Source organism: Geobacillus sp. 46C-IIa, from assembly GCF_014679505.1.
In the GTDB taxonomy this organism is placed as follows: domain Bacteria; phylum Bacillota; class Bacilli; order Bacillales; family Anoxybacillaceae; genus Geobacillus.
This window is the reverse complement of record NZ_CP061474.1, coordinates 219,107-245,137: the sequence shown is the minus strand read 5'-3', so window position 1 is coordinate 245,137 and position 26,031 is coordinate 219,107. Positions and strand designations below refer to the sequence as shown.

Below are 26,031 nucleotides of genomic sequence, written 5' to 3'. Positions count from 1 at the left end.
TTTACGAAACAGCTTCGGACGCCGACGCGCCCCGATTGCGCACAAACAGCAAGCCCAGCTCATGATGCTCATCTTCATACAACGCCCCTTGGACAAAGCGGACTTCGCCGTTATGCCCGACGACATCAAGTTTACAAAATGCCCGGTTGCGCTGCAGCGCTTCGTAAAACTCCGCCTCCGTCCGCACAGGGGCGCCGTTCGCTTTCATAATGATTTCCCCGATTTGCAGCCCCATTTTCTCCGCTTTCGAGTCAGGAAGCACGCCGACAATCACCAGCCCTTGCGGATGGCGGGCGAAGCGGGGCGGGCGGGCGCGGTCAGCGCGGTGCCCGGAAAAAGCGATCCACTCGCGGCCGATGATGGCCATAGCCCCCGCCACAAACGCCAGCGGTGCGTACCACACGCTAAAAACAGCCGGCAGAGTGACAAGAAGCGCAAGCCGAAGCACACGCTGTCCTTCCTCCCGCGCCGCTTCCGACGGCATGACGTGCTGCCGGCGTTGCGAAAACCCGAGAAGAAACGGCACAAGCCAGAGCGAATAGTCGTCCCCGGCCGGAAGGAGCGGCCACCACGAAACCGGCGGCAGCGCACCGCCGGATATCGGGAGCACGAGCGGCACAAACCAAAAGCGCTGCGCCCATTGCATGCCGACCGTCATCCCCCGCTTGCTTTTGGCAAGCTGCGGTGAGACGGCCCCGTTCCGCGAGCGGAGGATGAGCCATCCTTCCGCTAACAGCAACAGCACAAGCAACAAAGCCAAAGACGTCCCCGCCGTTGCGCCATCAGGGAATATGCTGCCCACCATCCCGCTTTGCCCGACTAAACCGAGCAGCACGAGCGCACCGCCAACCGTATACGCCGGCGACAATAGGCGCGCCTCCATCGTTAAGCCGATGACAACGGTCAGCGCGGTCACCATCCACACCGCCTCGCGAGGCAACGCGATCCCAACGGTGATCGCCGCCGCGGACAACAACGCGCCGGCTGCCCATCCCCACGTCCAGAGCCCGCGCCATTCTCGCCACGGATGATGGATGCGCACATGAAAATCGCCGCGCTCCCGCTTCACCCGCCGCCAGCCGGCGACCATCGCTAAAAGGGCGCCATAATAAAGGAGCGGCTGCCGCCCTACGGCCGCGATGCCTTCAAGCAGTTCCAACCCCCATGCTGCCATCCGCTTCCCCCCTTGCTTCGTTCACGAGTCTTTATCTTCTATTCTACCAAATGGCACAGACAAATCCTATGCCTGTCGTAATCTTTTTTGCTGCTTATGGCGAATTTGCGCCATTTTCCACTTTCTTTGCCGAATCGGCACTAGTTTTGTCGGCCAGGCAGGATTTTCAATGGAGATCGAAAAAGGATATAACAGAAGATGAAAAAGGAGGAGTGGAACGATGGAATTAAAAACGACTGATGTCGCCGCCCGACTTGGAGTCTCGCCGAAAACGGTTCAACGCTGGGTGCGGAAATATGACATTCCGCTGCGAAGAAACGAAGCCGGCCACTATTTGTTTGACGAAAAAACAGTCGCCTTGCTCGAACGGGTCAAATTTGAACAAGGCGCGGCACTCGAAGCGCCTCCGGCTCCTGACCGTCCCTCGACACCGCCGCGGAACGTTCCCATTGACGCTTTGTTTCAAGAATATGTCGAACCAGAATTAACCCGGGTAGCCTCGCGCCTTGATCAACTCGAACAACAATTAGAACAAAAAGCGGATGACGTTGTTTCGATTCAGCTTCTTCATCACCGCCGGGAAATGGAAGAAATCACTGCCCGCCTCACCGCCCTCGAACAGCTTGTCGCCCGTCTCGAACAGCAGCTGAACAATCGGCCGCCTTCCTCCCATGAAACACCGGACAAACCAAAGCGGAAACGGCGCGGCCTCGGGCGGGTGATGGGGTTGTTTGCTTGACGTCCCAGGCGTTCCGCCCTGTGCAGGGCGTTTTTTTTTTTTTGCAAAAAACGTTCGCGCTCCATCCGGACATCCCCATGACAGCGGCGTAAGAAAGACGCATGTCCGGCGAAAAGTTCTATGGGCGACGTTTGCTTTCCCCCGAAACTTAACAGCGACGGATCAAGGTGCGCGCATGTTCATAGAAAAGAGCCATAGGCAACGGTTTGCCCTCCACCCGGGGATGAAAATCACCACTCACCGGCGCGGGATTTTCATAGAAAAGAGCCCCCTAGGCTGGGAGCTCCACCGCTGTTTATGGGAATAACACGTCTAACGCTGCTTTCAACTGTACGTCGTGCTTCGGGTCGCGGATCGCTTCCATAATTTTCGCTTGCAGTACGTCAGCCGTCGTTTCATCGATCCGTCCGGTGGCCGGGAGTTGATTTGCTTTTTGGAATGCTTTCACCGCCGTTTCCGTTTCTTTGCTGAAGTAGCCGTCCGTACGGCCCGGGTCAAACCCGAGCCCTTTTAACATTTTTTGCGCGTTGGCAATTTGTTCATCATTCATATCATAAACGAACGGTTTTTCCACATGGAGCGGAGCGACGTGGAAAAACTCAGGCTGCGCAACCGCCACATCCGGCTTGATTCCTTTTTTATGAATCCAATGCCCATCCGGCGTCAACCATTTGTAGAGCGTCAGCTTAATGTTGCTGCCGTCGCCCATCGGGATGGCCTGCTGCACCGTCCCTTTGCCGAACGTCGTCTCGCCGACGAGCTTATAGCCGCCTGCTTCCTTCAGCGCGCCGGCTAAAATTTCTGACGCCGACGCGCTGCCTTGGTCGATGAGCACAACGATCGGATACGGTTTTTTCGCCGTTAACTCAGAATAAAATTTTTGTTTGTCGCCATCGCGCTCTTCAATTTGCACATACGGTTTCTGTTTCGGGACGAGCTCTTTTAAAATTTCCTCGACGCTTTGCAAATAGCCGCCCGGATTGCCGCGTACGTCGATAATAAGCCCGTCGATTTTCTCGTTTTCAAGCTTCGCTAGTTTCTTTTTAAAGTCAGCGGCCGTGTTTTCCGAAAACGACGTAATTTGCAAATAGCCGGCCTTTTTGCCGTCATGCGTTTTCACCGCCTCATACACCGTTTCGATTGGGATTTCGTCACGGACGACTTTGACTTTCATGACATGTTTCGCGCCTGGGCGGAGAATCTCCAGCTCCACTGTCGTCCCTTTTTTGCCGCGGATTTTCAGCACCGCCTCATACAAATCGAGCCCTTCAAGGCTTTCCCCGTTGACGCGCAAAATTTGATCGTTCGGTTTCAGTCCCGCTTTTTCCGCCGGTGAGTTTTTAATCGGCGCCACGATCGTCACTTTCCCGTCGATCATGCTCACTTCAGCGCCGATCCCTTCAAATGACGAGTCGAGCGACTCATTAAACTGTTCAGTCGTTTCCGCGTCCATGTAGACGGAATAGGGATCGTCAAGCGTGCCAATCATCCCTTGAATGGCGCCTTCCGTCAATTGTTCCTCATCGACTTTTTCCACGTATCGGCTTTTGATCAGCTCATACGCCTGGCGGATTTTTTTCATTTCTTCGTTATCGTTTGCCGCTTTGGACGGTTCAGCGGAAATGACCGCCGACATCGGACCGTCCTCCGCCCCACCGGCCCACTGCAAACCGGCATACGTCCCGCCGGCCCCGATGAGCATCGATATGGCCATCAATACGGCCGTCGTCGTTTTTTTCACGTTGTTTCCTCCTCACCCTGTACATAAAGGAAAAGCACCGCCTAACGCCGTGCCATGCCCTTATCTCCATCATATGTCAGGCTTGTACTGAGTATGCTTCCCCGTTCTCGCCATAGGGGAATCGCCGTCCATCCCTGCTATTAGTTTACACGCTCCCTTTTGATTTCTCAACTCATACGGACACGGAAAAAAGAGGCATCCCCGCCGTATTGGCGAAAGATGCCCCCTCCTTTAAGTTTTAGTTTGGCAAGTCAATGAGCATGAACCGCGCTCCTTCGTTCGTCGACAGGCGAAGCGTCGGTGTTTCCGTTATGCGGGCTGCATCGCGTCGCTGCAAGTCGGCCTCACCGTTTAGTGACAAGTTCCCCTCAATGACAAAGACAAAGATTTTCCGTCCCTCCGGCTGGGTAAACGTCAGTTCATAGTCGGCTTCCAAGTCGGAAAGATAAATGGTCAAATCTTGGTGAATGTGAGCGATTCCCGGAGAAGACGGCTGTTTCGCCACGACGGGCAGCAACGCATTTGTCATCTTCTCGATCGGAAACTCGGTTCGCTCGTACGAAGGCGTTAACCCGTGTTCTTCCGGCAAAAACCAAAGCTGCAAAAAGTTCACTTCTTCGGTCGCCGACGGATTCACTTCCGAGTGAACGATGCCGGTGCCGGCAGACATCCGCTGCACGCCGCCAAACGTCGTCACGGCCTTATGTCCTGTGCTGTCTTCATGTTGCAAATACCCTTTTAACACGATCGACACAATTTCCATCTCCCGGTGCGGATGAGCGCTAAAGCCAGCAAGCGGCGCGACGAAATCGTCGTTTAACACCCGCAGCGGTCCGAACTGAATGTTGTTCGGGTCGTAATACTCGCCAAACGAAAAGCTATGGTACGTTTTCAGCCAACCGTAGTCGGCATGATAGCGGGACGAAGCCCGGTCAATGCGGATCATTATTTTCCTCTCCTTTATTCATTATTGAAATCATACAGCATGAAGCGCGTACCGCCCTGGTCCAGCGGGCGCCACCCCGAGCGCTACAGCGATAATGGCTATATTTATTCATAGCCGTTTTGCGTCACCCAATACCCGTTCGGCCCATGCACCTTCACGATCGCAACAGCCATCGGGATGATCATGAAAAGCGCCGTCAGCGGTGTCAACCCTCCGATCGCAAACAACAGCCCGCCGGCCAGTCCACTTAAGCCGTCCGCCGCCATCACTTTTCCAGGTTTCATCCCAAGCGGCTTCACCCAGCTGTTCCGTACAACTCATCCCCTCCTAACGTTCCGAACAATTTGTGCGCTCCATGCACAGCAAACGTCAATCCGAAGACGGTCCGAATGACGAGTAAACCAAGACTCATCATAATGGCACCCAATACTACTAATGAATAATTCTTGAATTCGAGATAATTATAAAAAAATAAAAGGGGAAAAGGCAAGCGAAAAAATGGGACAAATGGATGATTTACCTTAGGAGCTAGGGAAGCTTATAGTAGGGATAGATACCGCCGCATCTTCTCCTGCGGGAGGATACGGCGAAAAGGCAAAGCGCTGGAAACGGCGCGGCGCAAAGCTAAAGGGGCTACGGCGCAAGACGCTATGCCAGCCAGCTGCCGAACGTATCTTCACAATCCATCGTTATCGTTGATGAAGGGGGAAGAGAAACATGAAGCGAATGTTGATCAGCTGCTTCGCGGCCGCCTTGCTTTTTTCGCCAGGGTGGGCGGTGGCCGAGGCTAAGGGAAAACAGCAATCCAAACCAAAATGGGCCGATAAAAACAAAGACGGCATCCCAGACGATTGGGAACTGAAGTACAAACTCGGCTTAGGGAAAAATGTCGCCAACCAAGACAAGGACCGCGACGGCTTAACAAACCGAGTGGAATACAACCTCCGTTTAAACCCGACGAAAACAGACACAGACAAAGACAAAATATTAGATGGGGACGAAGATACCGACCGCGATGGGCTGACAAACAGCGCCGAAGTGGCGCTCGGCACTAAACCAGAAGATGCCGACAGCGACAACGACCGCGTTAAAGACGGAGCGGAAAAGAAAGGAAAAGCGAAGCTAAGCAATGTCGTCCAAAAGCTGGAGCTGCAAATCAAAACGGCGGCTAACCAAACGATTAAAGTTGGCTATCATTGGTCTAAACGCCATTCCCATTTACACATGAAAGACCAGACAGGCGAAGTGACGGCAAGCGATGTTCAAGCGCTCATTAATGACTTGCAAGCATCACCATCGCTGCCAAATGATCAAGTCATCACCAAAATCCAAACTCTCTTTTCCCTTGATACCCCGTTCCGTCTCGAACTCGAGTGGAAGTACGGAAGCGGCCGGACGCGGAAACTTTCCGTCAAGCAATCCGACAAAGGGAACACCACGGGACAGCCTGGCGATGATGATCAGGATGACGATGACCAAGATGATGATGAAGGCCATGATCAAGACGACGATGGCAAGAACAGCGACAGCCCAGATGACGCTAGTGACGAATAACGGCTCCTTGAATGGACAAGCGGCTGCCCGAAAGCCCGAAAAACCGGCGAATGAGGGCAGCCGTCTTTTCGTCAGAGCTTCATCCGCCCACTTGCTTTCATTGCCCTTCCTCGTCCGGCCGTTCTTCGAGCAGCAGATCAATAATCGGGCAGTTATATAAATTGTCTTCATGAGGACAACATTCCTTTAACCGCTGGAGCATTGCTTCGATCCGCCTCAAATCGCGAAGGCTGGCTTGAACCTCCTCGATCTTTTGCGTAACAAAGCGATACATGTCTTTGCATCGATCGCGATCCCGATCGACAACGCCAAGCAGTTTATCAATTTCCGCCAAGGTGAACCCGAGTTCTTGCAGCCGCTTAATGAACTGGATTCGCCGGATCGTTTCTTCCGTATACAACCGATATCCGCCTTCTGTCCGCTCGGCTTCTGGAATGAGCCCTTTCCGCTCGTAATACCGGAGCGTTTCCTTATTGATATGGCATTTCGCTGCCACTTCGCTAGTACGATATGTTCTCATCCAACCACCTCACCGAAAGAATCCACCGTGCACGGTCACAAAGGGGAAGGGGGGACGAAACCCTACCTTCCTTGACTGGTGAAGGAAGCAAATCCCCCCAACCTGAATAACTCCGTTCTGTCAATGTCCCCCGCCGGAGTTAGAGCGAAGCGGCCCGTCATGAATGGCGAAACGGCCTTCTGAGCCAAACCATTCCCCTGCGCAACACGACAGTTTCGAGACATCTTGGTCAAACGTAAGCGCCGCCAGCTTCAGCCCTTCCGCCATCGTCAAATACGGAACCAGCGTTTTGCGGAGGTCGTGAATCGTGAAACCGAACTGAACGGCCAACGCGGCGGCGTAAATGACCTCACCGGCATGGTCAGCGACGACATGAGCGCCTAACAGTTTCCCGGTATTCGCCTCGGCGACGAGTTTCACTACGCCGGTCGTTTCCCGGTTGACGATGGCGCGCGGCACTGCCTCAAGCGGCAGAACGGACGTTTTCACCTCATACCCGTTTTCTTTTGCCCGCTGCTCAGTCAAACCGACCGTCGCGACCGCCGGGCGGGTGAATGTCACCGCCGGAACGACGGCCGTATCCCATCGCTGATTTAGCCCGCCTACGGCATTAGCTGCGGCAACGGCGCCTTGATGGGCCGCGACATAAACGAACTGCGGGCCGAGCGTGACATCGCCTGCCGCGTAAATTGCCGGGTTCGTTGTCCGCGTATATTCGTCGGTCCAAATTTCCCCGCGCGCCCCAACCTTGACGCCGGCCGCCGCCAAGTTCAACGCCGCTGTATTTGGTGTCCGCCCCGCAGCTACGAGCAGTTCATCCGCCTCAATAACACGGATGCGGCCATCGGTGTTCACATACACTTTTTTCGTGTCCCCTTCTTGTTCAACCCGTTCAAATGAAGCGCCGGTGATGACGCGGATGCCTTGTTCTATGAGCGCCTGTGTCACCGCTTCGGAAATTTCCGAATCATACTCTTTCAACAATCGCGGGCTTCGCTGCATGAGCGTCACTTCTGAACCGAGTTGGTGAAACAGCTGCCCGAGTTCCAGCCCTACATATCCGGCACCGATGACCGCAAGCCGCTTCGGCACGTTTTTCAACTCAAGCAACGTCGTGCTCGTCAAGTAGTCGACTTCATGAAGCCCCGAAATGTTCGGCACGGCAGGGGAAGCGCCAGTGGCGATCAAAAACCGTTTCGCCGACAGCGTTTGGCCGTTGACTTCAATCGTTTGGCCATCGACAAATCGAGCTTCCCCTTGGATGAAGTCGAACCCGTATTCCTTGATTAAATCGGCGTATTTCGCTTGGCGAAGCTGCTTGACCAATTCATTTTTTTGCTTCACTAACGGCGCCAAATCGACCGGACCGGCTGATGTATGGAGCCCGAGAAACGGGTGATTCCGCGCCAACGCATGAATTTCCCCGGCCCGAAGCAATGTCTTCGATGGAACACAGCCGATATTGACGCACGTCCCCCCAACCATTCCTCGTTCGACCATGGCGACTTTCGCCCCATATTTCACCGCTTCCATCGCCGAGGAAAAGGCTGCCGCGCCAGAACCAATGATGATGTAGTCATACTCTCCTTCGCCAGCGATGGCAGGGCTGGCCGGCGCGGAGATCTCCTCGATGTCCCCCGGCTCGTAATGAGCGTTTTTGACCGCTTGTCTCGCCATGTCAACGTCGGCGTCCTCGGGCAGCGCGAATACTGCTTCACCGCGCCGGAAGCTGACATCCATCAGCTTGGCCCCAACCGCGCTCAGCGCTGCGGCGACATGTTGTTCACAACCGGTACATGTCATGCCTTGAACGGTCATCCGATATCTTTTCATGATGAAAAACACTCCTTATCCGCAAAATGTCTTGCCTATTTTGTACGAACTATCGATCGCGAAAATCCATATCATTCGTCCTCGTGATTTATTCGGAAAGGAACGCAGCACGCTCCATGACCGTCTTCCGTTTTCCCCGAGGAACAGCCATCCGTTTTGTCCGACCGCGTCGGCTTTCGCTTTCCAACTATCATCAGCGAAACAAAAAACAAAACCGCAAAAAAGCCGATGGCAAGGCGCTGGTATTGGATCAAATAGGCGCCGGTCGCTGTTCCGGCCAACAGCGGCAGAATCACCACCAGATGGCACGGGCAGCTGAGCAGTGCCAGCACGGCCCAAAACGTTTTTTTGGCCATCTCCATCTTTCTCCATCCTTTCGATGACGGGGTGGGGGACCGTCTTTGCTCAACATTATAAACGATGGACTAAGGTACAGAGTCAAGTGGGAGAATGTTATGCGGCAAAGCCATTCTCTTGGTGATTGGCCGAGCAACGCCCTAAACCATAAAAAATACCCGCCTTAACAGCGGGTCATGCGAATCAATAGGCAATGGTAAGTAGCCGTGATCTCCCCGTGCACCAAAAAGCGCTGTTCGTATTCGCGCATCATGGCTTTGAATACAGACGGACGTTGGCAATAGCGGCCAACCATGCTATTCGTAGCACCGATATGGCGCAGCGATAGAAAAAAATCACGGACAGATGGAAATCGCTCCGTTTCCATCCATTCAAACCCATCAATTTGGGCAGCAGGGGCAGCTTGCTGGCAGCGGGCGATCCATTCCGCTAGGGTCGGAAAAGCAGGGCCGATGCGAAACGGTTCATGGATGTTCTCAGCTTTCAGCGCCAACGAAAAGGAAGTATGCAATTCGTGGAACGTACGGGCGCCGAAAGTGGAAAACACAAGACACCCTCCCTCACTTAACGCCCGGTGGAGGCGGGCGATTGTGTTGACGGCGTCATTCAGCCATTGAAACGTTGCATTGGAAATGATTAAATCATACGGCTCATTCCATGTCATATCCTCGATATCCGCACATATCCATGTCACATCTTCGCCGCAAACCCGTTCCTGCGCAACGGCGATCATGCCTGGCGCAATGTCGACTGCGGTCATGCGCGCGTGCGGGAACATACGGCACAGTTTTTCAGTGAGGTAGCCCGTGCCGCAGCCAACTTCTAAAATGTTGTGGGGACGTATGCCAATGCAGTCAGCCAATAGATCGGCCATTATTTTTTGGACATTAGCAAACTGGTCATACGTTTTCGCACGCTCGCTAAACCGCTTTCGCATGAGCTGCTTGTCAATCATCGGTCTCACCAACCCATGTTTGAATAAGATGAACACATGTCTCGGTTTGGGTCCAAAATGGAACGTGCCCTGTATCAGGCAACAACGCCATGGTGGCGTTGGGAGCACGCTCAGCGATATAGCGCGCTGCAGCGGGTGGACAAATTACATCTTGCTCGCCGTGGACGACCAGCATTGGGGCGGAGATATCCGGCAAAAACGGACGTGCATCGGCCTCGACCAAATAATCAAGCCCGATCAGCAGTTCATCAACCCGATCGCAGTAAAAAAATGCGGAAATATCGCCCTCTTCGCTTTTGGACCATAATGAAGCAAGAAACGCAGCGATCGTGTCAGCCGACCGTGCTTGCAGCTGTGTTTTCATCCTCTTGACGATCCGCGGATGCCATCCGGCTTCATAACCGTCTTCAGCAACAAAACGACTCGTGCCGCCGATCAAAATAAGGCGGGAGACCCGCTCGGGGTAAGCATGGGCCAACTCCAGCGCCACAAGCGAACCGAGCGACCAGCCGATGACTGCTGCACGTTCCTGAAGCGCCTGTTCCGCTCGTTTTCGAAAGCAATGGATCGTTTCAATTCCCTTCCATTCGACGGCTGTCACGTTTCCGCTTAGTGATAACGAATCGAGCAGCGGGGCAAAAACCCCCGCTTTCATTCCCCATCCCGGAATGCAGACGATATTCATCGGATCCCCCCTAATCTTCCGGCACAGCCATTGGTTCAAGCGACCCGTCAAGCTGCTGCTTCATCAACAAGCATCATTCAGGAGAAGACAGAAAGCGCCTTCCCCAACGGACGGCGTGTAGATGTGAAACTAGATTAAATCAAGCGGTCGCTTGTTTCTCGATCATGCCCCATACGCTTTGCGCTGTCATGTACAAAACCAACCTGGGGCGCTAGTTGGTTCCCCCCAAGCTTCGGTCCTTCACCTTTATCTTCTCATCTCGTAAATCGCATATTTCCCCCTTTCACTACTATTTGTAAACCAAGAATAAATAAAAGTTTACATTAATCGTATCACAGGCAAGCGATGGCCACAATCTTTTTCTTTTTTCATTCCCAGCGGGTTGAGGAGGATTTCCCACATTCGTCACCGCCAAAATAGAATCAAACTCACATTTTCGCACCATGAATAAAAATTCGAAATAAGCCTGATTTTGGTGAATAAAAATTAGTTATTTTACAACATTTGTATAAAATTTTATTTTCACGCGAATATCCGGGGTTGTTTTTTGTATATTATGCAAAGGTTGCGAAAAATGAGCTCAAAGTGGAATGGGCAGGGGATTTGCTTGCCGATGATGTCCCATGAACCAAAAAAAATGCGCAACTTGTCCTGCCAAAAGACAGACAAGTTGCGCAATGCCACCTATCGTTCGGAATTTAGGAGGCTGGTGATTTAGTACAAAATACTGCTAGTTCCAGCCGTTTCTCAATTAGAAAAACCTTGCGAAATCAGCCTTCTTTTTTGGCGAAATGCCGCTGATTTGCTCGTGACAGCCGTTTTTCACCGGCCTTTTAGAAAGGAATATAGTCAAGTGGATTGACCGCATTCGTTTTCGCCTCATTCCACCCGCCGCGATGCAATTCAAAGTGAAGGTGCGGGCCAAATGAACGCCCGGTGTTGCCCATATAGCCAATCACTTGTCCTTTGCGGACGCGCTGTCCTTCTCCCGCCAACCGCGCCTCGAGATGGGCGTAAACGGTCGTATACACTTGGCCGTTAATGACGTGACTGATGAAAATGACGTTGCCGTAGCTGCTAGAATAGTAGGAACGGAACACGACCCCATCGGCAGCTGCCACAACCGGGACGACCGGAGCCCGCTTGCCGATGTCAACTCCCGGGTGAAAATCCGAACCGCCAAACCGGTAGCCGAAACCGGACGTGATCGGTCCGTTGGCCGGACGGGTGAACGCTCCGCTGGATACCGGCGGTGTGCTGCCGCCGGATGGCGCTTCCCCACCGCTTTTCGAAGTCGGCGGTGAATATGTACGTCCACGCTGTTTCGCTGCTTCTTCCTCAGCCCGTTTTTGCCGCTCCAGTTCAGCGAGCTGCTGCTTCACGGCTGCTTCTTGTTTGGCGATCAGCTCTTTTTCCTCTTCAAGCGCCATTTTATGCTCATGCTCTTCTTCCTCTTTTTGCTTCAAATCCGACATTAAGCGGTTTTTCTGTTCAAGCTGGGCGGCGAGTTGGGCTTGCAGCTGTTTCAGCTCCTGTAGGTCCGCTTGCAGTTTGTTCCGCTTTTCCGTCAGTTCGGTTTCTTTTTTCTCTTTGAGCGCTTTATCCGCTTCTTGCTCACGGATGATTTGCTGGTCAGCTTCCATGATCGTCGTCACCGCGCTCATGCGGTCGATGAAGTCGCTGAAGCTTTGGGCGCCAAGCAGCACCTCCAAGTAGCTGATCGCCCCGCCGCTTTCTTGAAGCGAACGCAGGCGCGCTTTTAAAATTTCATTCCGCTTTTCAATCCGCTCCTGAATCTCGGCGATTTCCTGTTTCAGCTTGTCAATCGCCTGTTCGGTCTCATCGATGTCCGCGCTGACGTTGCGAATTTTGCCGCTCGTCTCGTCAATGGCGATATTGAGCTTTTCAATGTCATTGGCAACTTGTTTTTGCTGCGATTGGAGAGTCTCAATGTTTTTTTGCGCCTCGCTGATTTTCTCTTCGACGTCCGACCGTTTGGAGCGCAGCGCATCGATTTCGCTCCGTTTTTGCTCGATATCGCGATTGCTGACAGCGTCCGCTGCCGGCGGAAGAACGCTCAACCCGAGCGTTGCCGCGACAGCGAGCGCCAGCATATTTTTCTTTTTCTTCATCGCTTTTCCCCTCTCCCTCTCAAACTGATTTTTATACTTTCAAAAACTTGCGCACGGACATGACGCTTCCCCAAACGCCGATCACAGCACCAATGGCCAACAACAAGGCGCTCAGTTGCCAAATGAATGGGGAAAACGGCAAAAGTTCAAAAAGCTGCAGCGAAAACTGCTGTTCATACAGACGGTACACATTGTAATAGACGAGCGCCAGCACGACGATCGGAACGATCGAACCAAGCACCCCAAGCCATAGCCCTTCAAGGAAAAACGGCCAGCGGATGAACCCGTTCGTCGCCCCGACGAGCCGCATAATCTCAATTTCGCGGCGACGGGCAAAAATCGTAATTTTAATAGTATTAGAAATTAAAAACATTGCTGTAAACAATAGCCCAAAGATAAGCACCAACCCGACGTTGCGCATGACCCCAAGGGCATCAAATAGCTTTTCCACCGTCCCTTGTCCATAATTGACTTTATGAACGGACGGGAATGTTTCAATCCGCTTCGCAATGCGGACGGTATCTTGCGGCTGAGCGGCCTTCACGACGTACACATCGCTTAACGGGTTGTCTTGCTCAAACAGGCGGAACGATGAGCCTTCCTCACCCATGCTGTCAATCAACCGCTTCAGTTCCTCATCTTTTGACGAATAGTGAACTTCTTTTACGTTCGGAATGGCTTCAATTCGCTGGCGCAACGCATCCTTCTCTTTGTTGTCAGCGGTCAAATCGATATGAACGCGAATTTCGACGTCATTTTCCACTTTTTTTGCAAAATAGTTAATGTTGAACATGACAACAAAAAAGACACCGACAAGCAATAGCGTCACCGTGACGGCGCTCGCGGATGCAAACGTCATCCAGCCGTTGCGGCCGAGGCTTTTTACGCTCTCCCGAACGTGGCGCTTGAACGTGTTAAGCGTCATAGCCGTATTCCCCCTTCGCCTCGTCACGGATGATTTTCCCGTTTTCGATCGCGATGACGCGCCGACGGGTGGCATTGACGATCTCTTTATTATGGGTTGCCATCACAATCGTTGTGCCCCGGTCGTTAATTTTCTCAAACAACTGCATAATGTCCCACGATGTTTCGGGATCCAAATTTCCTGTTGGTTCATCAGCAATCACGATTTTCGGGGAGTTGACGATCGAGCGGGCGATCGAGACACGCTGCTGTTCGCCGCCGGATAGTTCGTTCGGGTAAGAGCGGACTTTATGTTTGAGACCGACTAGATCGAGTACTTCCATCACTTTTTTGCGGATCACTTTCGGCGATTCTTCAATCACTTCCAAGGCAAAGGCCACATTTTCATAGACGTTGAGCTTCGGAAGCAACTTAAAATCCTGGAACACAACGCCGATGTTGCGGCGCAGCAATGGGACTTTGCTTTCTTTGATTTTGGCGAGATTCACCCCATTGACCATGATTTTACCGCTCGTCGGCTTTTCTTCACGGTACATCATTTTAATAAATGTCGATTTGCCCGCACCGCTAGGCCCAACGACATAGACAAATTCCCCCTGCTTGATGCGGACGTTGACGCCGTTTAGCGCCACGACTCCGTTCGGGTATGTCTTGTACACATCCTGCATTTCAATCATCATAATCACCTATTTTTCGACTCGCTTGCTGTCATTTCTCGAGCTGTTTCGAATCAATCATGCAAAATTCCGCAAGGTTTATTATAGCACGATTTTTTGCTGTCGAATTTTACATTTATATTTCAAATAGGAGACAATAGCAAAACTAGGAGAAAAGTTCTACACACATGTGGAAGGAAGGGGCAACTTCCCGACCGCGCTGCACACCGTAACCGCTGCAGCCCTTTCCCCAGCGGCCTTGTCGGCGTCATCGACAACTGCGCCACCAAAAGTGGGTGAGGCAATGAGCCATCCTATTCTCGGGCCATATTGACATCTCGTTATATCGGCTTTTCCTTGTGTGCAGCCTCCAGTTGATCCCGGCCTTATAGGAAGAAGCGTCCGTTAGGGGAGGAGGGAACGTAAGCCCGTCTGTCACATCGACAAAAAAGACCGCCCAGCTCCTGAAAGGAAACTGGACGGTGCTTGATTCATGCCTTATTTTTTCGCGGCGAGCCATTCTGCCACTTTGTCGGCGTCTTCGCCTTGGATGATCCCTGCAGGCATAGCGCCGCGGCCGTTGACGATGATATCTTTAATTTCATCTGCCGAATATTTGCTTCCTACTTTTTGTAAGTTCGGACCGACCCCTCCCGAAAGGTCTTGGCCGTGGCATGATGCACAGTTTTGCTGATAAATTTGTTCAGCAGCAGCAACGGTATCCCCTCCGCCGTTGTTATTGCCGCCGTTTTGCTCCCCGGCGTTATCATCACCGCCGCCACATGCTGCAAGCGCCAGCGAAGCGCCGAGAAATAGAGCAGCTAACTTCCACTTCATGGTGAACTCCCCCTAGAAACAAAAATTCAACCCTTATTTATTATAACCGATTTTTTTCCGTTTTACGTACGTTGAAATCCCTCTCCAAGCACTTCAGCGGCGTTGGCCACGACGACAAACGCCGTCGGATCAATAGCTCGCACAATTTGTTTCAATTTTGTGAACTCCGATTGAGCGACGACGCACATCAGCACCGGCCGTTCATGTTCCGTATAGCCGCCATACGCGGGCAGCCGCGTCACCCCACGGTCGATTTCATGCAAAATGGCGCGGCGTACTTTTTCTTCTTCCTTTGTAATGATGAGAGCGATTTTCGAATACCCAAGCCCGACTTGGACGAGGTCGATCGTTTTGCTTGTCACATACAAGGCGATCAAGGCATAAAGCGCCCGTTCAATATCAAACACGAACGCCGCGGTTAACACGATCAAGCCATCAATTAAAATGACGCACATCCCAAGCGACAGCCCGGTATATTTATGGATGATTTGCGCCGCCAAATCCGTGCCGCCCGTCGAGGCGCGGCCGCGAAACACAATACCAAGGCCAAGCCCGACGCCGATGCCGCCAAACAACGCGCCAAGAAGCGGATTCGCCGTCGCCGGCTCCATCCCTTTTGTCAAATAGACGACAAGCGGCAAAAACACCGTTCCGACAAACGTCTTGATGCCAAACTGCCGGCCCAAAAGCACAACGCCAGCGATAAAGAGCGGAATGTTGAGCGCCCATTGGACGTAAGCTGGCTCAATGCCAACCAATGCGTGCATAATCGTGCTGATGCCGCTCACTCCGCCAGAGGCGATCCGATTCGGCAGCAAAAACACATTAAACGCGACGGCGACAATCGCCGCACCAACAAGCACATACACGTACTCCAAAGCCGCCTCCACCGCCGGAGTCATGGTCTTCTCTCTTCGCTTCCGCATGCTTCCCCACCTTCCTCTGTGAGTATAGCATGCCCGTTTTGGCAAGTAAATGACAGCCGATTAACGCGTTATTGATGTACCATAACAAAGAAAAAAGACGACCAGATGAGATCGCCTTAGAAAAAATAAAAAAATTCAAAGAAATCTCAATACACATCGCCGCGGTTGCCGATCGCCTCAATATAGATGATTCGTTCTTCATGATCGATGCGAAACAACACACGATATGTTCCGATTCGCAGCCGATATAATCCATCCTGCCCCTTAAACTTTTTAATATCCCCCTGCGGTGGGATCGCAAGCAGACCTTGCAACCCAGAGGCCAACCGTTCTTGAACCTCTTTTTCTTGCCTAGCGATGAATTTGACTGCGGCCCTACGGTAAATCAACTTGTAGCCCGAATTCACGCTTGGCTTCTCCCCCGGTGATATATCCTTCATCGCTTTGCAGCTGCTGGCGCTCTTCTTCCGTCAACGCTTCTTCTTCATCTGTTTCGTCAATCCGCTCCCATACGATTCGTTCCTTTCTGGACCGATCAAGCAAGTACATTAAAAAATCGTACGCTGTTTGATGATCCGTTTCATCCAACCGGTCGATCAATTCGTAAAGCAATTGTTTGCGCACAGCCAAAGCCATCGCCCTCCTTTTTCCTTTCGTTACCTTCAGCATACCTCGGGGGTGCAGATGCGTCAAAATCAGAAAAATGATTTTTGAAACGCAAAAGGACGATCCGATGATCGCCCTTTACTTCAACTTCGCACGCAAATACGCGTCAATAAACACATCAATTTCCCCATCCATCACCGCTTGCACGTTGCCGACCTCCACATTCGTCCGGTGGTCTTTCACGAGCGAGTACGGATGGAAGACGTAGGAGCGGATTTGGTTGCCCCAGCCGATTTCTTTTTGCTCGCCGCGCAGCTCAGCGAGCTCAGCTTGCTGTTCCTCCATTTTCTTTTGATACAGCTTCGCTTTTAACATATTCATCGCTTTCTCGCGGTTTTTAATTTGCGACCGCTCCGACTGGCACGTGACGACAATCCCGGTCGGCAAGTGGGTGATGCGCACCGCCGAGTCGGTCGTGTTGACGTGCTGCCCGCCCGCGCCGCTTGAACGGTACGTGTCGATTTTCAGCTCTTCCGGACGAATCTCAATCTCAATGTTATCGTCCATCTCCGGCACGACTTCGCATGACACAAACGACGTATGGCGGCGGCCTGAGGCGTCAAACGGGGAGATGCGTACAAGCCGGTGCACCCCTTTTTCCGCCTTTAAGTAGCCGTACGCGTTATGCCCTTTAATGAGCAAGGTGACGCTTTTCACCCCGGCTTCCTCGCCCGGGAGATAATCAAGCGTTTCGACTTTAAACCCTTTTTTCTCAGCCCAGCGCGTGTACATGCGCAACAGCATCGACGCCCAGTCTTGCGATTCCGTGCCGCCCGCGCCCGGGTGAAGCTCCAAAATGGCGTTATTTTGGTCGTACGGCTCATTGAGCAACAGCTGCAGCTCAAACTCGCTGAAGTCTTTCGTCAATTTTTTCGCCTCTGCTACAAGCTCAGCCTGCAGCTCGTCATCCGGCTCCTCTTTCAACAACTCGTACGTCACTTCCAAGTTCTCAAACCGTTCTGCGAGCGATTCAAACTCGCCCACTAATTCCTTGAGCGCGTTCGCTTCGGAAATGACCGCCTGCGCCGCCTTCTGGTCATCCCAAAAATTTGGTGCGGCCATTTGCTCTTCTAGTTCGCGAATGCGCGCCTGCTTTGTTTCGAGGTCAAAGAGACCCCCTGATTTCCGCTAATCGCTTAGCCATTTTCTCTAACTCTTGCTTAATTTCCACCAAATCGATCATGTTGTCTTCACCTCATCATGAATATCGTATGCGCCTGATTTGTATTTGCCATTCAAAAGGGAGGCGGTGCCTCCCTTATTATTTATAAACGGTTATACCGCTCTTCCGCAACAATGTTTATATTTTTTTCCGCTGCCGCACGGGCACGGGTCGTTGCGGCCGACGCGCACCGTCTTGCGGACCGGCTTTTTCTTCGGCTCTTCGCCATCTTCTTTCGGATGAACCGCCTCGCCTTTCGCCACTTCCTGGCGCTCGAGGTTATGGTGGATTTCCGCCTTCATAATATACGTCGCGACTTCCTCTTCGATCGACGCGATCATGTTTTCAAACATCGCATACCCTTCCATTTGGTATTCGCGGAGCGGATCAACCTGTCCGTAGGCGCGCAAATGGATGCCTTGGCGGAGCTGTTCCATCGCGTCGATATGGTTCATCCATTTCATGTCGACGGCGCGCAGAACGACGACCCGTTCAAATTCTCGCATTTGCTCGGACGGAATGTGCGTCTCTTTTTCATCATAGCGCGCTTTCACTTTCTCCCAAATGAGCTCGCTCATTTCTTCCGGCTCTTTGCCGCGCAAGTCGCTTTCCGTCACATCGCCTTCCGGGAGCAAATGGGCATTAAGATAATCGATGAGCCCTTTCAAATTCCATTCTTCCGGCAAGTCTTCTTTGGGCGTATGGGCGTTGACGACGCGTTCAATGACCGAGCGGATCATGTTTTCAATAATGCCGCGCAAATTGTCGGAATCAAGGACCTCAAAGCGCTGGCGGTAAATGATTTCCCGCTGTTCGCGCAAAACGTCGTCGTATTGAAGCAGCTGTTTGCGGGCGTCAAAGTTGTTGCCTTCCACCCGTTTTTGCGCCGACTCGACCGCCCGTGTCACCATTTTGCTTTGAATCGGCTGCGAATCGTCCATGCCGAGCCGATCCATCATCGCCATGAGGCTCTCGGAGCCGAAGCGGCGCATCAATTCGTCTTCAAGCGACAAGTAAAACTGCGACACCCCCGGGTCGCCTTGGCGTCCCGAACGGCCGCGCAGCTGGTTGTCAATCCGCCGGCTTTCATGCCGCTCCGTGCCGATGACGGCAAGCCCGCCAAGCTCCTTAACCCCTTCGCCGAGCTTAATGTCCGTCCCGCGCCCAGCCATGTTCGTCGCGATCGTCACCGCGCCTTTCTGCCCCGCTTGCGCGATGATCTCGGCTTCTTTCGCATGGTTTTTCGCGTTTAAGACGTTATGCGGAATGCCGCGTTTTTTCAGCATCTCCGACAATAGTTCCGACGTCTCGATCGCCACCGTGCCGACCAACACCGGCTGCCCTTTCGCATGGCGGGCGGCGATGTCCTCAACGACCGCGCGGAATTTCCCTTCCATCGTCCGGTAAATCAAATCGGGGCGGTCTTCGCGAATGACCGGACGGTTCGTCGGAATGACGACGACGCGCATGTTGTAAATGTTGCGGAACTCCTCTTCCTCCGTTTTCGCCGTCCCGGTCATCCCCGCCAATTTTTCATACATGCGGAAGTAGTTTTGGAATGTAATCGTGGCAAGCGTCATCGACTCGTTTTGAATCTCGAGCCCTTCTTTCGCCTCGATCGCCTGATGGAGTCCGTCGCTGTAGCGGCGGCCGTGCATCAAGCGCCCGGTGAACGGGTCGACGATGATCACTTTGCCGTCTTGCACGACGTAATCGACATCGCGCTGCATCGTCACGTGCGCCCGCAGCGCCAACTGAATGTGATGGTTGAGCGTGACGTGTTTCAAATCAAATAGGTTGTCAATGCCAAACGCCCGCTCCGCTTTGTTCATCCCTTCCTCGGTCAGCTGGACGCTTTTCGACTTTTCATCATACGTATAGTCCACATCTTTGCGAAGCGTGCGCACGAACGCGTTCGCCTGCACATACAGCTTCGTCGACTTTTGCGCCGTCCCGGAAATGATGAGCGGCGTCCGCGCCTCATCGATCAAAATCGAGTCGACCTCGTCAACAACGGCAAAATAAAGCGGGCGCTGCACCATGTGCTCTTTATACAGCACCATGTTGTCGCGCAAATAGTCAAAGCCGAACTCATTGTTCGTCCCGTACGTAATATCGGCGTTGTACGCCGCCTGTTTCTCCTCGCGCGACATGCCGCTTAAATTCAAGCCGACCGTCAACCCTAAAAACTTGTACAGCTCACCCATTTCCGTCGCGTCGCGCGACGCCAAATATTCGTTGACGGTGACCACATGCACCCCGCGCCCCGTCAAGGCGTTTAAGTAGACCGGCATCGTCGCCGTCAACGTTTTCCCTTCCCCGGTTTTCATCTCGGCGATGTCGCCTTCGTGCAGGACAGCACCGCCCATAATTTGCACTTTATATGGGTACAAGCCGAGAACACGTTTCGCCCCTTCACGCACAACGGCAAACGCCTCAACAAGCAAGTCATCGAGCGATTCGCCTTGTTGGTAGCGGGCTTTGAACTCCTCGGTCTTTTGCCGCAGCTGTTCATCCGATAACCGCGCCATCTCCGGCCCGAGCGCATCAACTTGATCCGCAATTTTCTCGAGCCTTGCCAACTGGCGCTTGTTCGGGTCAAATACTTTTTTTAAGACTCCAAGCATAGGAAACGCTCCTTGTTTTTCAATGGACTTACTTATTCATCATATCATTTACAGGGATCAGTGACAACTGTTGTACAGGCTTAGAGAGGGGCATGTCCAAGAGAGGGGATCACGCCTTGGACTGAAGCTGCTCAATCGCCGCTTCCGCATGGTGAAGGCACCGATTCAGCGCATAAATTTCAAAACGTTTCTCCTCCACTTTTTCATGAATTTTGCGAAGCAATATTTGCACATCATCCACCAGTTGCGCTTCGACGCGATGAAGCGTTTCTTTCACTTCCGCCAATTCGGCTTCCACACCATCCAACCGGGTCTCCACGCCGTTCAGCCGCGTTTCCACACCATCCAGCCGAGCCTCCACGCCGTTCAGCCGCGTTTCTACACGGTCTAATCGCTCTTTCACCGCACTCATTTCTTGTTCAAGGCCGACGAGGCGTCCGCTCATCTCCGTCAAACGGTCTCCCATCTTCTCAAAGCGTTGGCGAGTTTCGTCTTGAAAAGCCAAAAATCCTTTCTCCATGTTGTCCAACTTGGACAAGATTTGACGCAGCAGTTCCTCCATGGCCCTCCCCCATTTTGATTTTTCCCATACCATTATAACATCCCCTGCTCAAAAAAGCAGGGGATGCGCATAGAAGGCTGTTCAATTCGCCTCGATCAACCCGTATCTTCCGTCTTTGCGGCGGTAGACGATGTTCGTCCGGTTCGTTTCCGCATTGGTGAAAATGAAGAAGTTGTGCCCCAACAAATTCATCTGCAAAATCGCCTCTTCACTGTCCATCGGCTTTAAGCTGAAATGTTTCGTGCGGACGATTTCAAATTCATCTTCGCTCTCCGCCGCGGCAGCACCGATCGAGACAGGGGCAGCCAGCTTCGCTTCTTTCTCACGATCGCGCAGTTTTCGATTAACTTTTGTTTTATGTTTGCGGATTTGCCGCTCCAGTTTATCGGTTACTAAATCGATGGCCGCATACATATCATTGTGGCGCTCCTCAGCACGCAACAATAGATGAGGAATCGGAATGGTCACCTCGATTTTCCCTTGTCCATCGTTGTATACTTTTAAATTGACGTGCACATGCACGTCATCGGTGCCATCAAAGTAGCGTTCCAGTTTCCCGATTTTTTTCTCCACGTACTCGCGCAACGCTGGCGTTACTTCGATGTTTTCTCCGCGAACGTTATACATCATCGCTGACCACTCCTTATCTTTAAAACTATAAATCCCTACACTTTTTTATTACCCATCCAATCCATGTTTCAACCAAAAATATTTTTGAAGATTTTGTGAAAAGCACAAGAAATATGGTAAGATAGACATAGGTGTTTATTCTTATGCTGTGAAAAGTACGGAGTGTGTGAACGAATGTGGAAAGTCCATATTTCCCATGCCAAAAGCGGTGATGTGCTCGCTGTCGACTTGTTCGCCGCCAACGGCAGCGTCCTTTTGTCGCGCGGCGTGCGGCTGACAAGCAGCTACATCCGCTCTTTGGCGCAAAAAGGGGTTCAATACATTTATATTGACGACAAACAAACATATGACATCCGCCCACTGCCATTGATCAGCGCGACCGTGCGCCAACAGGCGGTGAAAAAAGTGTACGAGACGATGACGGCTTTGATCGAGCAAAAAAAGCTGCTCGGCCGTGTGTCTTCCCTCGATTTAGGAAAAGAGTACGAAAAAGTGTTCAAAGATATTTTGGATTATCTGCTCAAACAAGAAGATTTGCTCATCAACTTATCGGATTTGGTCATTTCAAACGGATATTTTTTCCATCACTCAGTCAACGTCGCCACCATTGCAGGTGTCATCGGCATCGCCAAAGGCTACAGCCCCCAGCAGCTGCTTGACCTTGGCATCGGCGCGCTGTTGTTTGACATCGGCATGACCCAGCTTCCTGACGGGCTCTGGCGAAAAAAAGGGGTCTTGACAGAAGAGGAAAAGGAAATTGTTCGCCGCCATACGTATCTCGGCTTCGAGCTGCTGCGGCGTCAACGCAGCATTTCGCTCTTTTCCGCCCACTGCGCCCTGCAGCACCATGAGCGGTGCGACAGAAGCGGCTGCCCGCGCTCCTTATCGGGCAATGAAATTCACGAATACGCCCGCATCGTCGCCATCGCCGACGTCTTTGACGCCTTGACATCGGCGCGCTACCACCGGAAGCAATATTCGCCACACGAGGCGGCCGAATACTTATCCGCCGCCGGCGGTATTTTAGACTATGACCTGATCAAGCTGTTCCTCTCTCACATCGCCATCTACCCGGTCGCCACAACCGTCAAGCTCAACACTGGAGAAGTCGGCGTCGTCTCGCAAGTATTTCCGGGCTTCCCGCTCCGCCCTGTCGTCCGCGTCCTCAAAAACCGTGCGGGCGAAGAGCTGAAAAGCCCGTATGAGATCGACCTGCGCAAGGAAATGAACATCACGATCGTCAAAGCCATTTAAAAAGGCAAGAACAGCCTGCGCTGTCCTTGCCTTTTCCCGTCTCTCTCAACGATCCGCAGCCGCCCGCACACCAAAAGAAACAGCCACCGTAAATGACCTACCGTTCCCAAGCATCCCGCGCCAGTCATCCGTTGATCATTCATTCCCGATCGCGTGGCGCCGAGTGGATGCCATGCCTCCCTACAACAAACGAAGTTGGCGCATGATCGTCCCCGCCCTGCGTTTGAAGGGGCTGCCGACGGGCTGCCTCTTCCCCCTAACCGACGGCCTCCCCTTCACCAATGGATCCACCCTCATTGGACAACATACCGCCGCAAGCCGCCCTCGACCGCAAGTTTCCACGCCTGAAACGCAGGCGACAACCGCTCGCAGACAATGCGCTCCTTCGCCGCCGCATCGGAAAGCTGTCCATCAAGCGCCGCTGCCGCTTCCAACACATTCGCAAACCGTTCGATATGACCGACCAAATCGCTCTCGCCAGCGAACAGCTGGCATAAATACACGTTCGTCTCGCCGATTTTCCCAAGCGCCAACAAAATATCCGCCAGCAACACATCCGCATGCATCCGCCGCGGGTCGGAAAAACTCGCCTCCACATAGTCGAGCCCTTCTCCAACCGTCTCAAGCAGCGCCGCGTATTGGCGGATGATGTCCAACGCCGTGCTCGTCAATTCCGTCATCCCGCATCCCACCTATCGCCGTTTATCGTAAAACATCCCATCGAACGAAAGCGGCTGCTCGTACGGGTGAACATAACGAGCATTCGCCTGCCGCTTCGCCCCTGCCATCCGCAAGTCGCCGCGAATCTCATCGCGCACCTGACGAAGCCGCGCCTCAATCTCCTGATTCCAAGCGACGATCTCGCGGCCAAGCCGCTCCTCTTCCTCGCTGTATGGCGGCCGCAACTCCCGAAGCCGCGCCTCGCGCCGCCGAAGCAGCTCATCGACTTGCATAAGCCGCGCCTCGCGCTCCTCGGCTGGCCACGGCAGCGCCGTCGCTTCAAGCAGCTCCCTCGTGACAAGCCAAACGTCATGCACCACGCCCATTACACCTGTCCGCCTTCCGCGTATTGCCGCTGCCGATGGAGCTGAATCACTTGCTTCCACGTATCGCGAAACTCCGCGACATACCCTTCCACCTCATCCAAAATCGCCGCATCTTGTTTTACATTCGCCTCAACCAAACGGCGGTAGATGTAGTCATACATCGTCATCATCGATTTCGCGACGTCATACTCCATCTTCAATGTCTTCATCAGTTCCAAAATGATGTTTTGCGCTTTAATCAAGTTCTCATTGCGCGCCGCCACATCGCCCGTCTCGATCGCCTGGCGCGCGAGCTTGATAAACTTCAAGCAACCGTTATACAACATGAGCGTCAGCTCACCGGGCGACGCCGTCTGCACGGCGTTCGTTTGATATTGTTGATACGGGTTGTTCGTTGCCATCCCGATCCACTCCTCTTCTATGATGTTCACCCCATCGCAAAGCCAGCAACTCATTCAGCGCAACGGGCCGCGTCGATCCCGTTCACCGCTTACAGCGCCGAACGTCCTTTATTCGTTGCCAATCATGAGCAGGTTCGCCGCTTCACCCACTATCACCGCGATGGCGGCCTTAGCCTTCCCGACGATCCATTACCCTTGCATGCCTCCGCCAAAGGCGTTCATCAAATACATGCTTTGCTGATTGGCGCGCTGAATCGCCTCTTCCATCGCCGTAAACTGCCGGTAGTAGCGGTCTTCGATCAATTTCAGACGATCCTCAAACCGGTCAATCTGGTCATTAATTTGGATAAGATCGCGCCCGATCGCAAACTGTTGATTCGTCCAAATCGTCTTCCCCGCCTTCTGCTCAATCTTCCCGATCGTTTCTTTAATCGTATCGCGCAGGCGGCGGGCGATCCCTTTCTCGGCATCCGTCGCGCCGTCTTGATTAAACAGCTGGTACACGGCCTCGGGGTTTTCTTTAATCTTCTCGCGCAGCTTCGTCTCGTCAATGATCAGCTTTCCGCCGTCTAGATAGTTCGACGACGTCGTAATGCCGAGCTGCGCCAACTGTGAAAACCCGCTCGGGATGTTCGCCCCTTCCACTTTCGTGTACAAATCCATCCGCATTTGACTCAAGGCGCTGGACAAAATCGAATCGCCGCGAAGCATGCCGCTCCGCGCTTTTTCTTCCCACAGCTCCACTTGTTTTTCCGTCATCGCCTCTTTTTGCTCATCCGTGAGCGGCGGATAGTCGCGGTAGCGCTCTTCTTTCAGCTCGGCGTTGATTTTGGCGATCACGTCATTGTATTTGTCGACAAACCCTTTTATCGCGTTCACCATCGCGTCGACATCGGTCGAAACCGACACCGTCGCTGTCCCCGTTCCCTTCACGGTATACGTCACGCCATTAATCGTAAACGTGTTCGACGAACGGGTCGTCGTCAAGCCGTTAATCGTCACTTGTGCATCTTGCCCTGCGGTTTTTCCCGTCAAATCCTGCCCTGCCGCGGCCCCCGTGAACCCCAGCTTTTGCGCGAAAAAGTCAGCCGTCGCCTGATCAGCGAGCACCAAGCTCGCCTGCGCCCCTGTCTCTTTCTTCATAATCGAAATCCGCCCGGTTTGTTCATCGTAAAACGCGCTGACGCCAAGGTTGGCATCGCCGTTGAGCTGGGCGATCAACCCGTCTAACGTCGTTCCTTGTTTCACGGTGATCGTCGCCTGCTTCGTGCTTCCATCCCCGTTCGTCACATTGATCGTCAGCGTCGTATCGGCATCAACGGAAAAACTCGCCTTGTCCACCCTCGTCCCTGCATCGGACAGCCAGACGGCCGATGTGGCCACTTGACTCACCTGAATCGTCGTCGCCACGTTCGCCGCGCTCGACCCTGCCGTCGCCGCCACGACCGCTTCATTCGAGCTCGAGACGGTTTTTTTGAGCATGCTGCTTTGGAGGGTGATGTTGGAAAACAAGTAATCATCCAGCCCTTGCAGCAGCGTGTTCATCGCCCGGTAGTCATCGCGCTGCCACTCAAGCAGCTGCTTTTTTTGCTGCAGCTTATCCAGCGGCATCCGCTCCGCTTTCATCAAATCTTTGACGATTTGGTCAATATCCATTCCGCTCGCCAAACCGCTAATGCGCAAATTCCCTGCCACGTTTCTTCA

Annotated in this window: 25 protein-coding genes, 2 pseudogenes and 1 riboswitch; of the genes and pseudogenes, 3 read left to right on the top strand and 24 right to left on the bottom strand. The window is 53.0% G+C overall.

What is annotated here, in order from left to right:
• Window position 1: 1 nt before the first annotated feature.
• Entirely contained in the window at window positions 2-1,174 is a 1,173-nt protein-coding gene (locus IC803_RS01145) for a PDZ domain-containing protein (RefSeq protein ID WP_081207232.1), read from the bottom strand.
• A 220-nt stretch (window positions 1,175-1,394) separates the two neighbouring features.
• Between IC803_RS01145 and IC803_RS01140 the strand changes: the two genes are divergently transcribed.
• Window positions 1,395-1,913 (top strand): MerR family transcriptional regulator, encoded by a 519-nt coding sequence (locus tag IC803_RS01140; RefSeq protein WP_081207233.1) that lies wholly within the window; start codon window positions 1,395-1,397, stop codon window positions 1,911-1,913.
• A gap of 295 nt (window positions 1,914-2,208) precedes the next feature.
• Here IC803_RS01140 and IC803_RS01135 read toward each other — a convergent pair whose 3' ends face one another.
• The 3 genes and pseudogenes from IC803_RS01135 to IC803_RS01125 form a co-directional block, all read right to left on the bottom strand.
• On the bottom strand, window positions 2,209-3,654 hold the full coding sequence (locus tag IC803_RS01135; protein ID WP_081207234.1) for a S41 family peptidase: 1,446 nt from the start codon (window positions 3,652-3,654) through the stop codon (window positions 2,209-2,211).
• Between the two features lie 238 nt (window positions 3,655-3,892).
• Window positions 3,893-4,600 (bottom strand): pirin family protein, encoded by a 708-nt coding sequence (locus IC803_RS01130; protein ID WP_081207235.1) that lies wholly within the window; start codon window positions 4,598-4,600, stop codon window positions 3,893-3,895.
• A 30-nt stretch (window positions 4,601-4,630) separates the two neighbouring features.
• A pseudogene (locus IC803_RS01125) lies at window positions 4,631-5,015 on the bottom strand (DoxX family protein).
• 168 nt (window positions 5,016-5,183) lie between these two features.
• Window positions 5,184-5,269, top strand: a riboswitch (cyclic di-GMP riboswitch).
• A 48-nt stretch (window positions 5,270-5,317) separates the two neighbouring features.
• Between IC803_RS01125 and IC803_RS01120 the strand changes: the two are divergent.
• On the top strand, window positions 5,318-6,154 hold the full coding sequence (locus tag IC803_RS01120) for a hypothetical protein (protein ID WP_081207236.1): 837 nt from the start codon (window positions 5,318-5,320) through the stop codon (window positions 6,152-6,154).
• 97 nt (window positions 6,155-6,251) lie between these two features.
• Here IC803_RS01120 and merR read toward each other — a convergent pair whose 3' ends face one another.
• The 16 genes and pseudogenes from merR to hpf form a co-directional block, all read right to left on the bottom strand.
• A complete protein-coding gene (gene merR, locus IC803_RS01115) occupies window positions 6,252-6,674 on the bottom strand; it encodes a mercury resistance transcriptional regulator MerR (RefSeq protein ID WP_081207237.1) in 423 nt (140 codons plus the stop codon).
• Between the two features lie 195 nt (window positions 6,675-6,869).
• A pseudogene (merA, locus tag IC803_RS01110) lies at window positions 6,870-8,507 on the bottom strand (mercury(II) reductase); the annotation flags it as partial.
• A gap of 71 nt (window positions 8,508-8,578) precedes the next feature.
• Entirely contained in the window at window positions 8,579-8,869 is a 291-nt protein-coding gene (locus IC803_RS01105; RefSeq protein ID WP_081207239.1) for a transporter, read from the bottom strand.
• Window positions 8,870-9,027: 158 nt separating this feature from the next.
• Window positions 9,028-9,819, bottom strand: a complete 792-nt coding sequence (gene bioC, locus IC803_RS01100; protein WP_081207240.1) for a malonyl-ACP O-methyltransferase BioC — start codon at window positions 9,817-9,819, stop codon at window positions 9,028-9,030.
• Window positions 9,812-10,504 carry an alpha/beta fold hydrolase gene (locus IC803_RS01095; protein WP_081207241.1) on the bottom strand — a complete coding sequence of 231 codons (693 nt, stop codon included), beginning with the start codon at window positions 10,502-10,504 and terminating at the stop codon, window positions 9,812-9,814. The genes bioC and IC803_RS01095 overlap by 8 nt, the downstream gene beginning before the upstream one ends.
• An 833-nt stretch (window positions 10,505-11,337) precedes the next feature.
• The gene (locus IC803_RS01090) at window positions 11,338-12,636 is read right to left on the bottom strand and encodes a murein hydrolase activator EnvC family protein (protein WP_081207242.1); all 1,299 of its coding nucleotides are present in this window, start codon (window positions 12,634-12,636) and stop codon (window positions 11,338-11,340) included.
• 31 nt (window positions 12,637-12,667) lie between these two features.
• Window positions 12,668-13,561 carry a permease-like cell division protein FtsX gene (ftsX, locus tag IC803_RS01085; RefSeq protein ID WP_081207243.1) on the bottom strand — a complete coding sequence of 298 codons (894 nt, stop codon included), beginning with the start codon at window positions 13,559-13,561 and terminating at the stop codon, window positions 12,668-12,670.
• Complete coding sequence (gene ftsE / locus IC803_RS01080) at window positions 13,551-14,237, bottom strand: cell division ATP-binding protein FtsE (RefSeq protein WP_081207244.1); 687 nt, start codon at window positions 14,235-14,237, stop codon at window positions 13,551-13,553. The genes ftsX and ftsE overlap by 11 nt, the downstream gene beginning before the upstream one ends.
• A 477-nt stretch (window positions 14,238-14,714) precedes the next feature.
• The gene (gene cccB / locus IC803_RS01075) at window positions 14,715-15,053 is read right to left on the bottom strand and encodes a cytochrome c551 (RefSeq protein ID WP_081207245.1); all 339 of its coding nucleotides are present in this window, start codon (window positions 15,051-15,053) and stop codon (window positions 14,715-14,717) included.
• Between the two features lie 62 nt (window positions 15,054-15,115).
• On the bottom strand, window positions 15,116-15,979 hold the full coding sequence (locus IC803_RS01070; protein WP_081207246.1) for a YitT family protein: 864 nt from the start codon (window positions 15,977-15,979) through the stop codon (window positions 15,116-15,118).
• A gap of 146 nt (window positions 15,980-16,125) precedes the next feature.
• Window positions 16,126-16,386 carry a type II toxin-antitoxin system RelE family toxin gene (locus tag IC803_RS01065; protein WP_081207247.1) on the bottom strand — a complete coding sequence of 87 codons (261 nt, stop codon included), beginning with the start codon at window positions 16,384-16,386 and terminating at the stop codon, window positions 16,126-16,128.
• Window positions 16,355-16,615, bottom strand: coding sequence for a hypothetical protein (locus tag IC803_RS01060; RefSeq protein WP_081207248.1), 261 nt, complete (start codon window positions 16,613-16,615; stop codon window positions 16,355-16,357). The genes IC803_RS01065 and IC803_RS01060 overlap by 32 nt, the downstream gene beginning before the upstream one ends.
• A 108-nt stretch (window positions 16,616-16,723) precedes the next feature.
• Window positions 16,724-17,828 (bottom strand): peptide chain release factor 2 gene (gene prfB, locus IC803_RS01055; RefSeq protein WP_143421067.1). Its coding sequence is split into 2 segments (ribosomal slippage): window positions 16,724-17,752 and window positions 17,754-17,828, totalling 1,104 coding nucleotides; the frame shifts between segments, so codons are not numbered across the junction.
• 92 nt (window positions 17,829-17,920) lie between these two features.
• Entirely contained in the window at window positions 17,921-20,434 is a 2,514-nt protein-coding gene (gene secA, locus IC803_RS01050) for a preprotein translocase subunit SecA (protein ID WP_081207250.1), read from the bottom strand.
• A gap of 109 nt (window positions 20,435-20,543) precedes the next feature.
• Window positions 20,544-20,996, bottom strand: coding sequence for a hypothetical protein (locus IC803_RS01045; protein WP_081207251.1), 453 nt, complete (start codon window positions 20,994-20,996; stop codon window positions 20,544-20,546).
• 81 nt (window positions 20,997-21,077) lie between these two features.
• Window positions 21,078-21,626 (bottom strand): ribosome hibernation-promoting factor, HPF/YfiA family, encoded by a 549-nt coding sequence (gene hpf, locus IC803_RS01040; protein ID WP_081207252.1) that lies wholly within the window; start codon window positions 21,624-21,626, stop codon window positions 21,078-21,080.
• A 174-nt stretch (window positions 21,627-21,800) separates the two neighbouring features.
• Here hpf and IC803_RS01035 point away from each other — a divergent pair, with 174 nt between their 5' ends.
• On the top strand, window positions 21,801-22,880 hold the full coding sequence (locus tag IC803_RS01035) for an HD-GYP domain-containing protein (protein ID WP_081207253.1): 1,080 nt from the start codon (window positions 21,801-21,803) through the stop codon (window positions 22,878-22,880).
• A 293-nt stretch (window positions 22,881-23,173) separates the two neighbouring features.
• Here the strand turns inward: IC803_RS01035 and IC803_RS01030 are convergent, their stop codons facing one another.
• From IC803_RS01030 to IC803_RS01015, 4 genes are all read right to left on the bottom strand, one after another.
• Complete coding sequence (locus IC803_RS01030; RefSeq protein WP_081207254.1) at window positions 23,174-23,560, bottom strand: DUF8042 domain-containing protein; 387 nt, start codon at window positions 23,558-23,560, stop codon at window positions 23,174-23,176.
• Window positions 23,561-23,572: 12 nt separating this feature from the next.
• Window positions 23,573-23,926, bottom strand: a complete 354-nt coding sequence (locus IC803_RS01025; protein ID WP_081207255.1) for a flagellar protein FliT — start codon at window positions 23,924-23,926, stop codon at window positions 23,573-23,575.
• A complete protein-coding gene (fliS, locus tag IC803_RS01020; protein WP_081207256.1) occupies window positions 23,926-24,327 on the bottom strand; it encodes a flagellar export chaperone FliS in 402 nt (133 codons plus the stop codon). Before fliS ends, IC803_RS01025 begins: the two co-directional genes overlap by 1 nt.
• Before the next feature lie 189 nt (window positions 24,328-24,516).
• Window positions 24,517-26,022, bottom strand: a complete 1,506-nt coding sequence (locus tag IC803_RS01015; RefSeq protein WP_081207257.1) for a flagellar hook-associated protein 2 — start codon at window positions 26,020-26,022, stop codon at window positions 24,517-24,519.
• Window positions 26,023-26,031 lie beyond the last annotated feature (9 nt).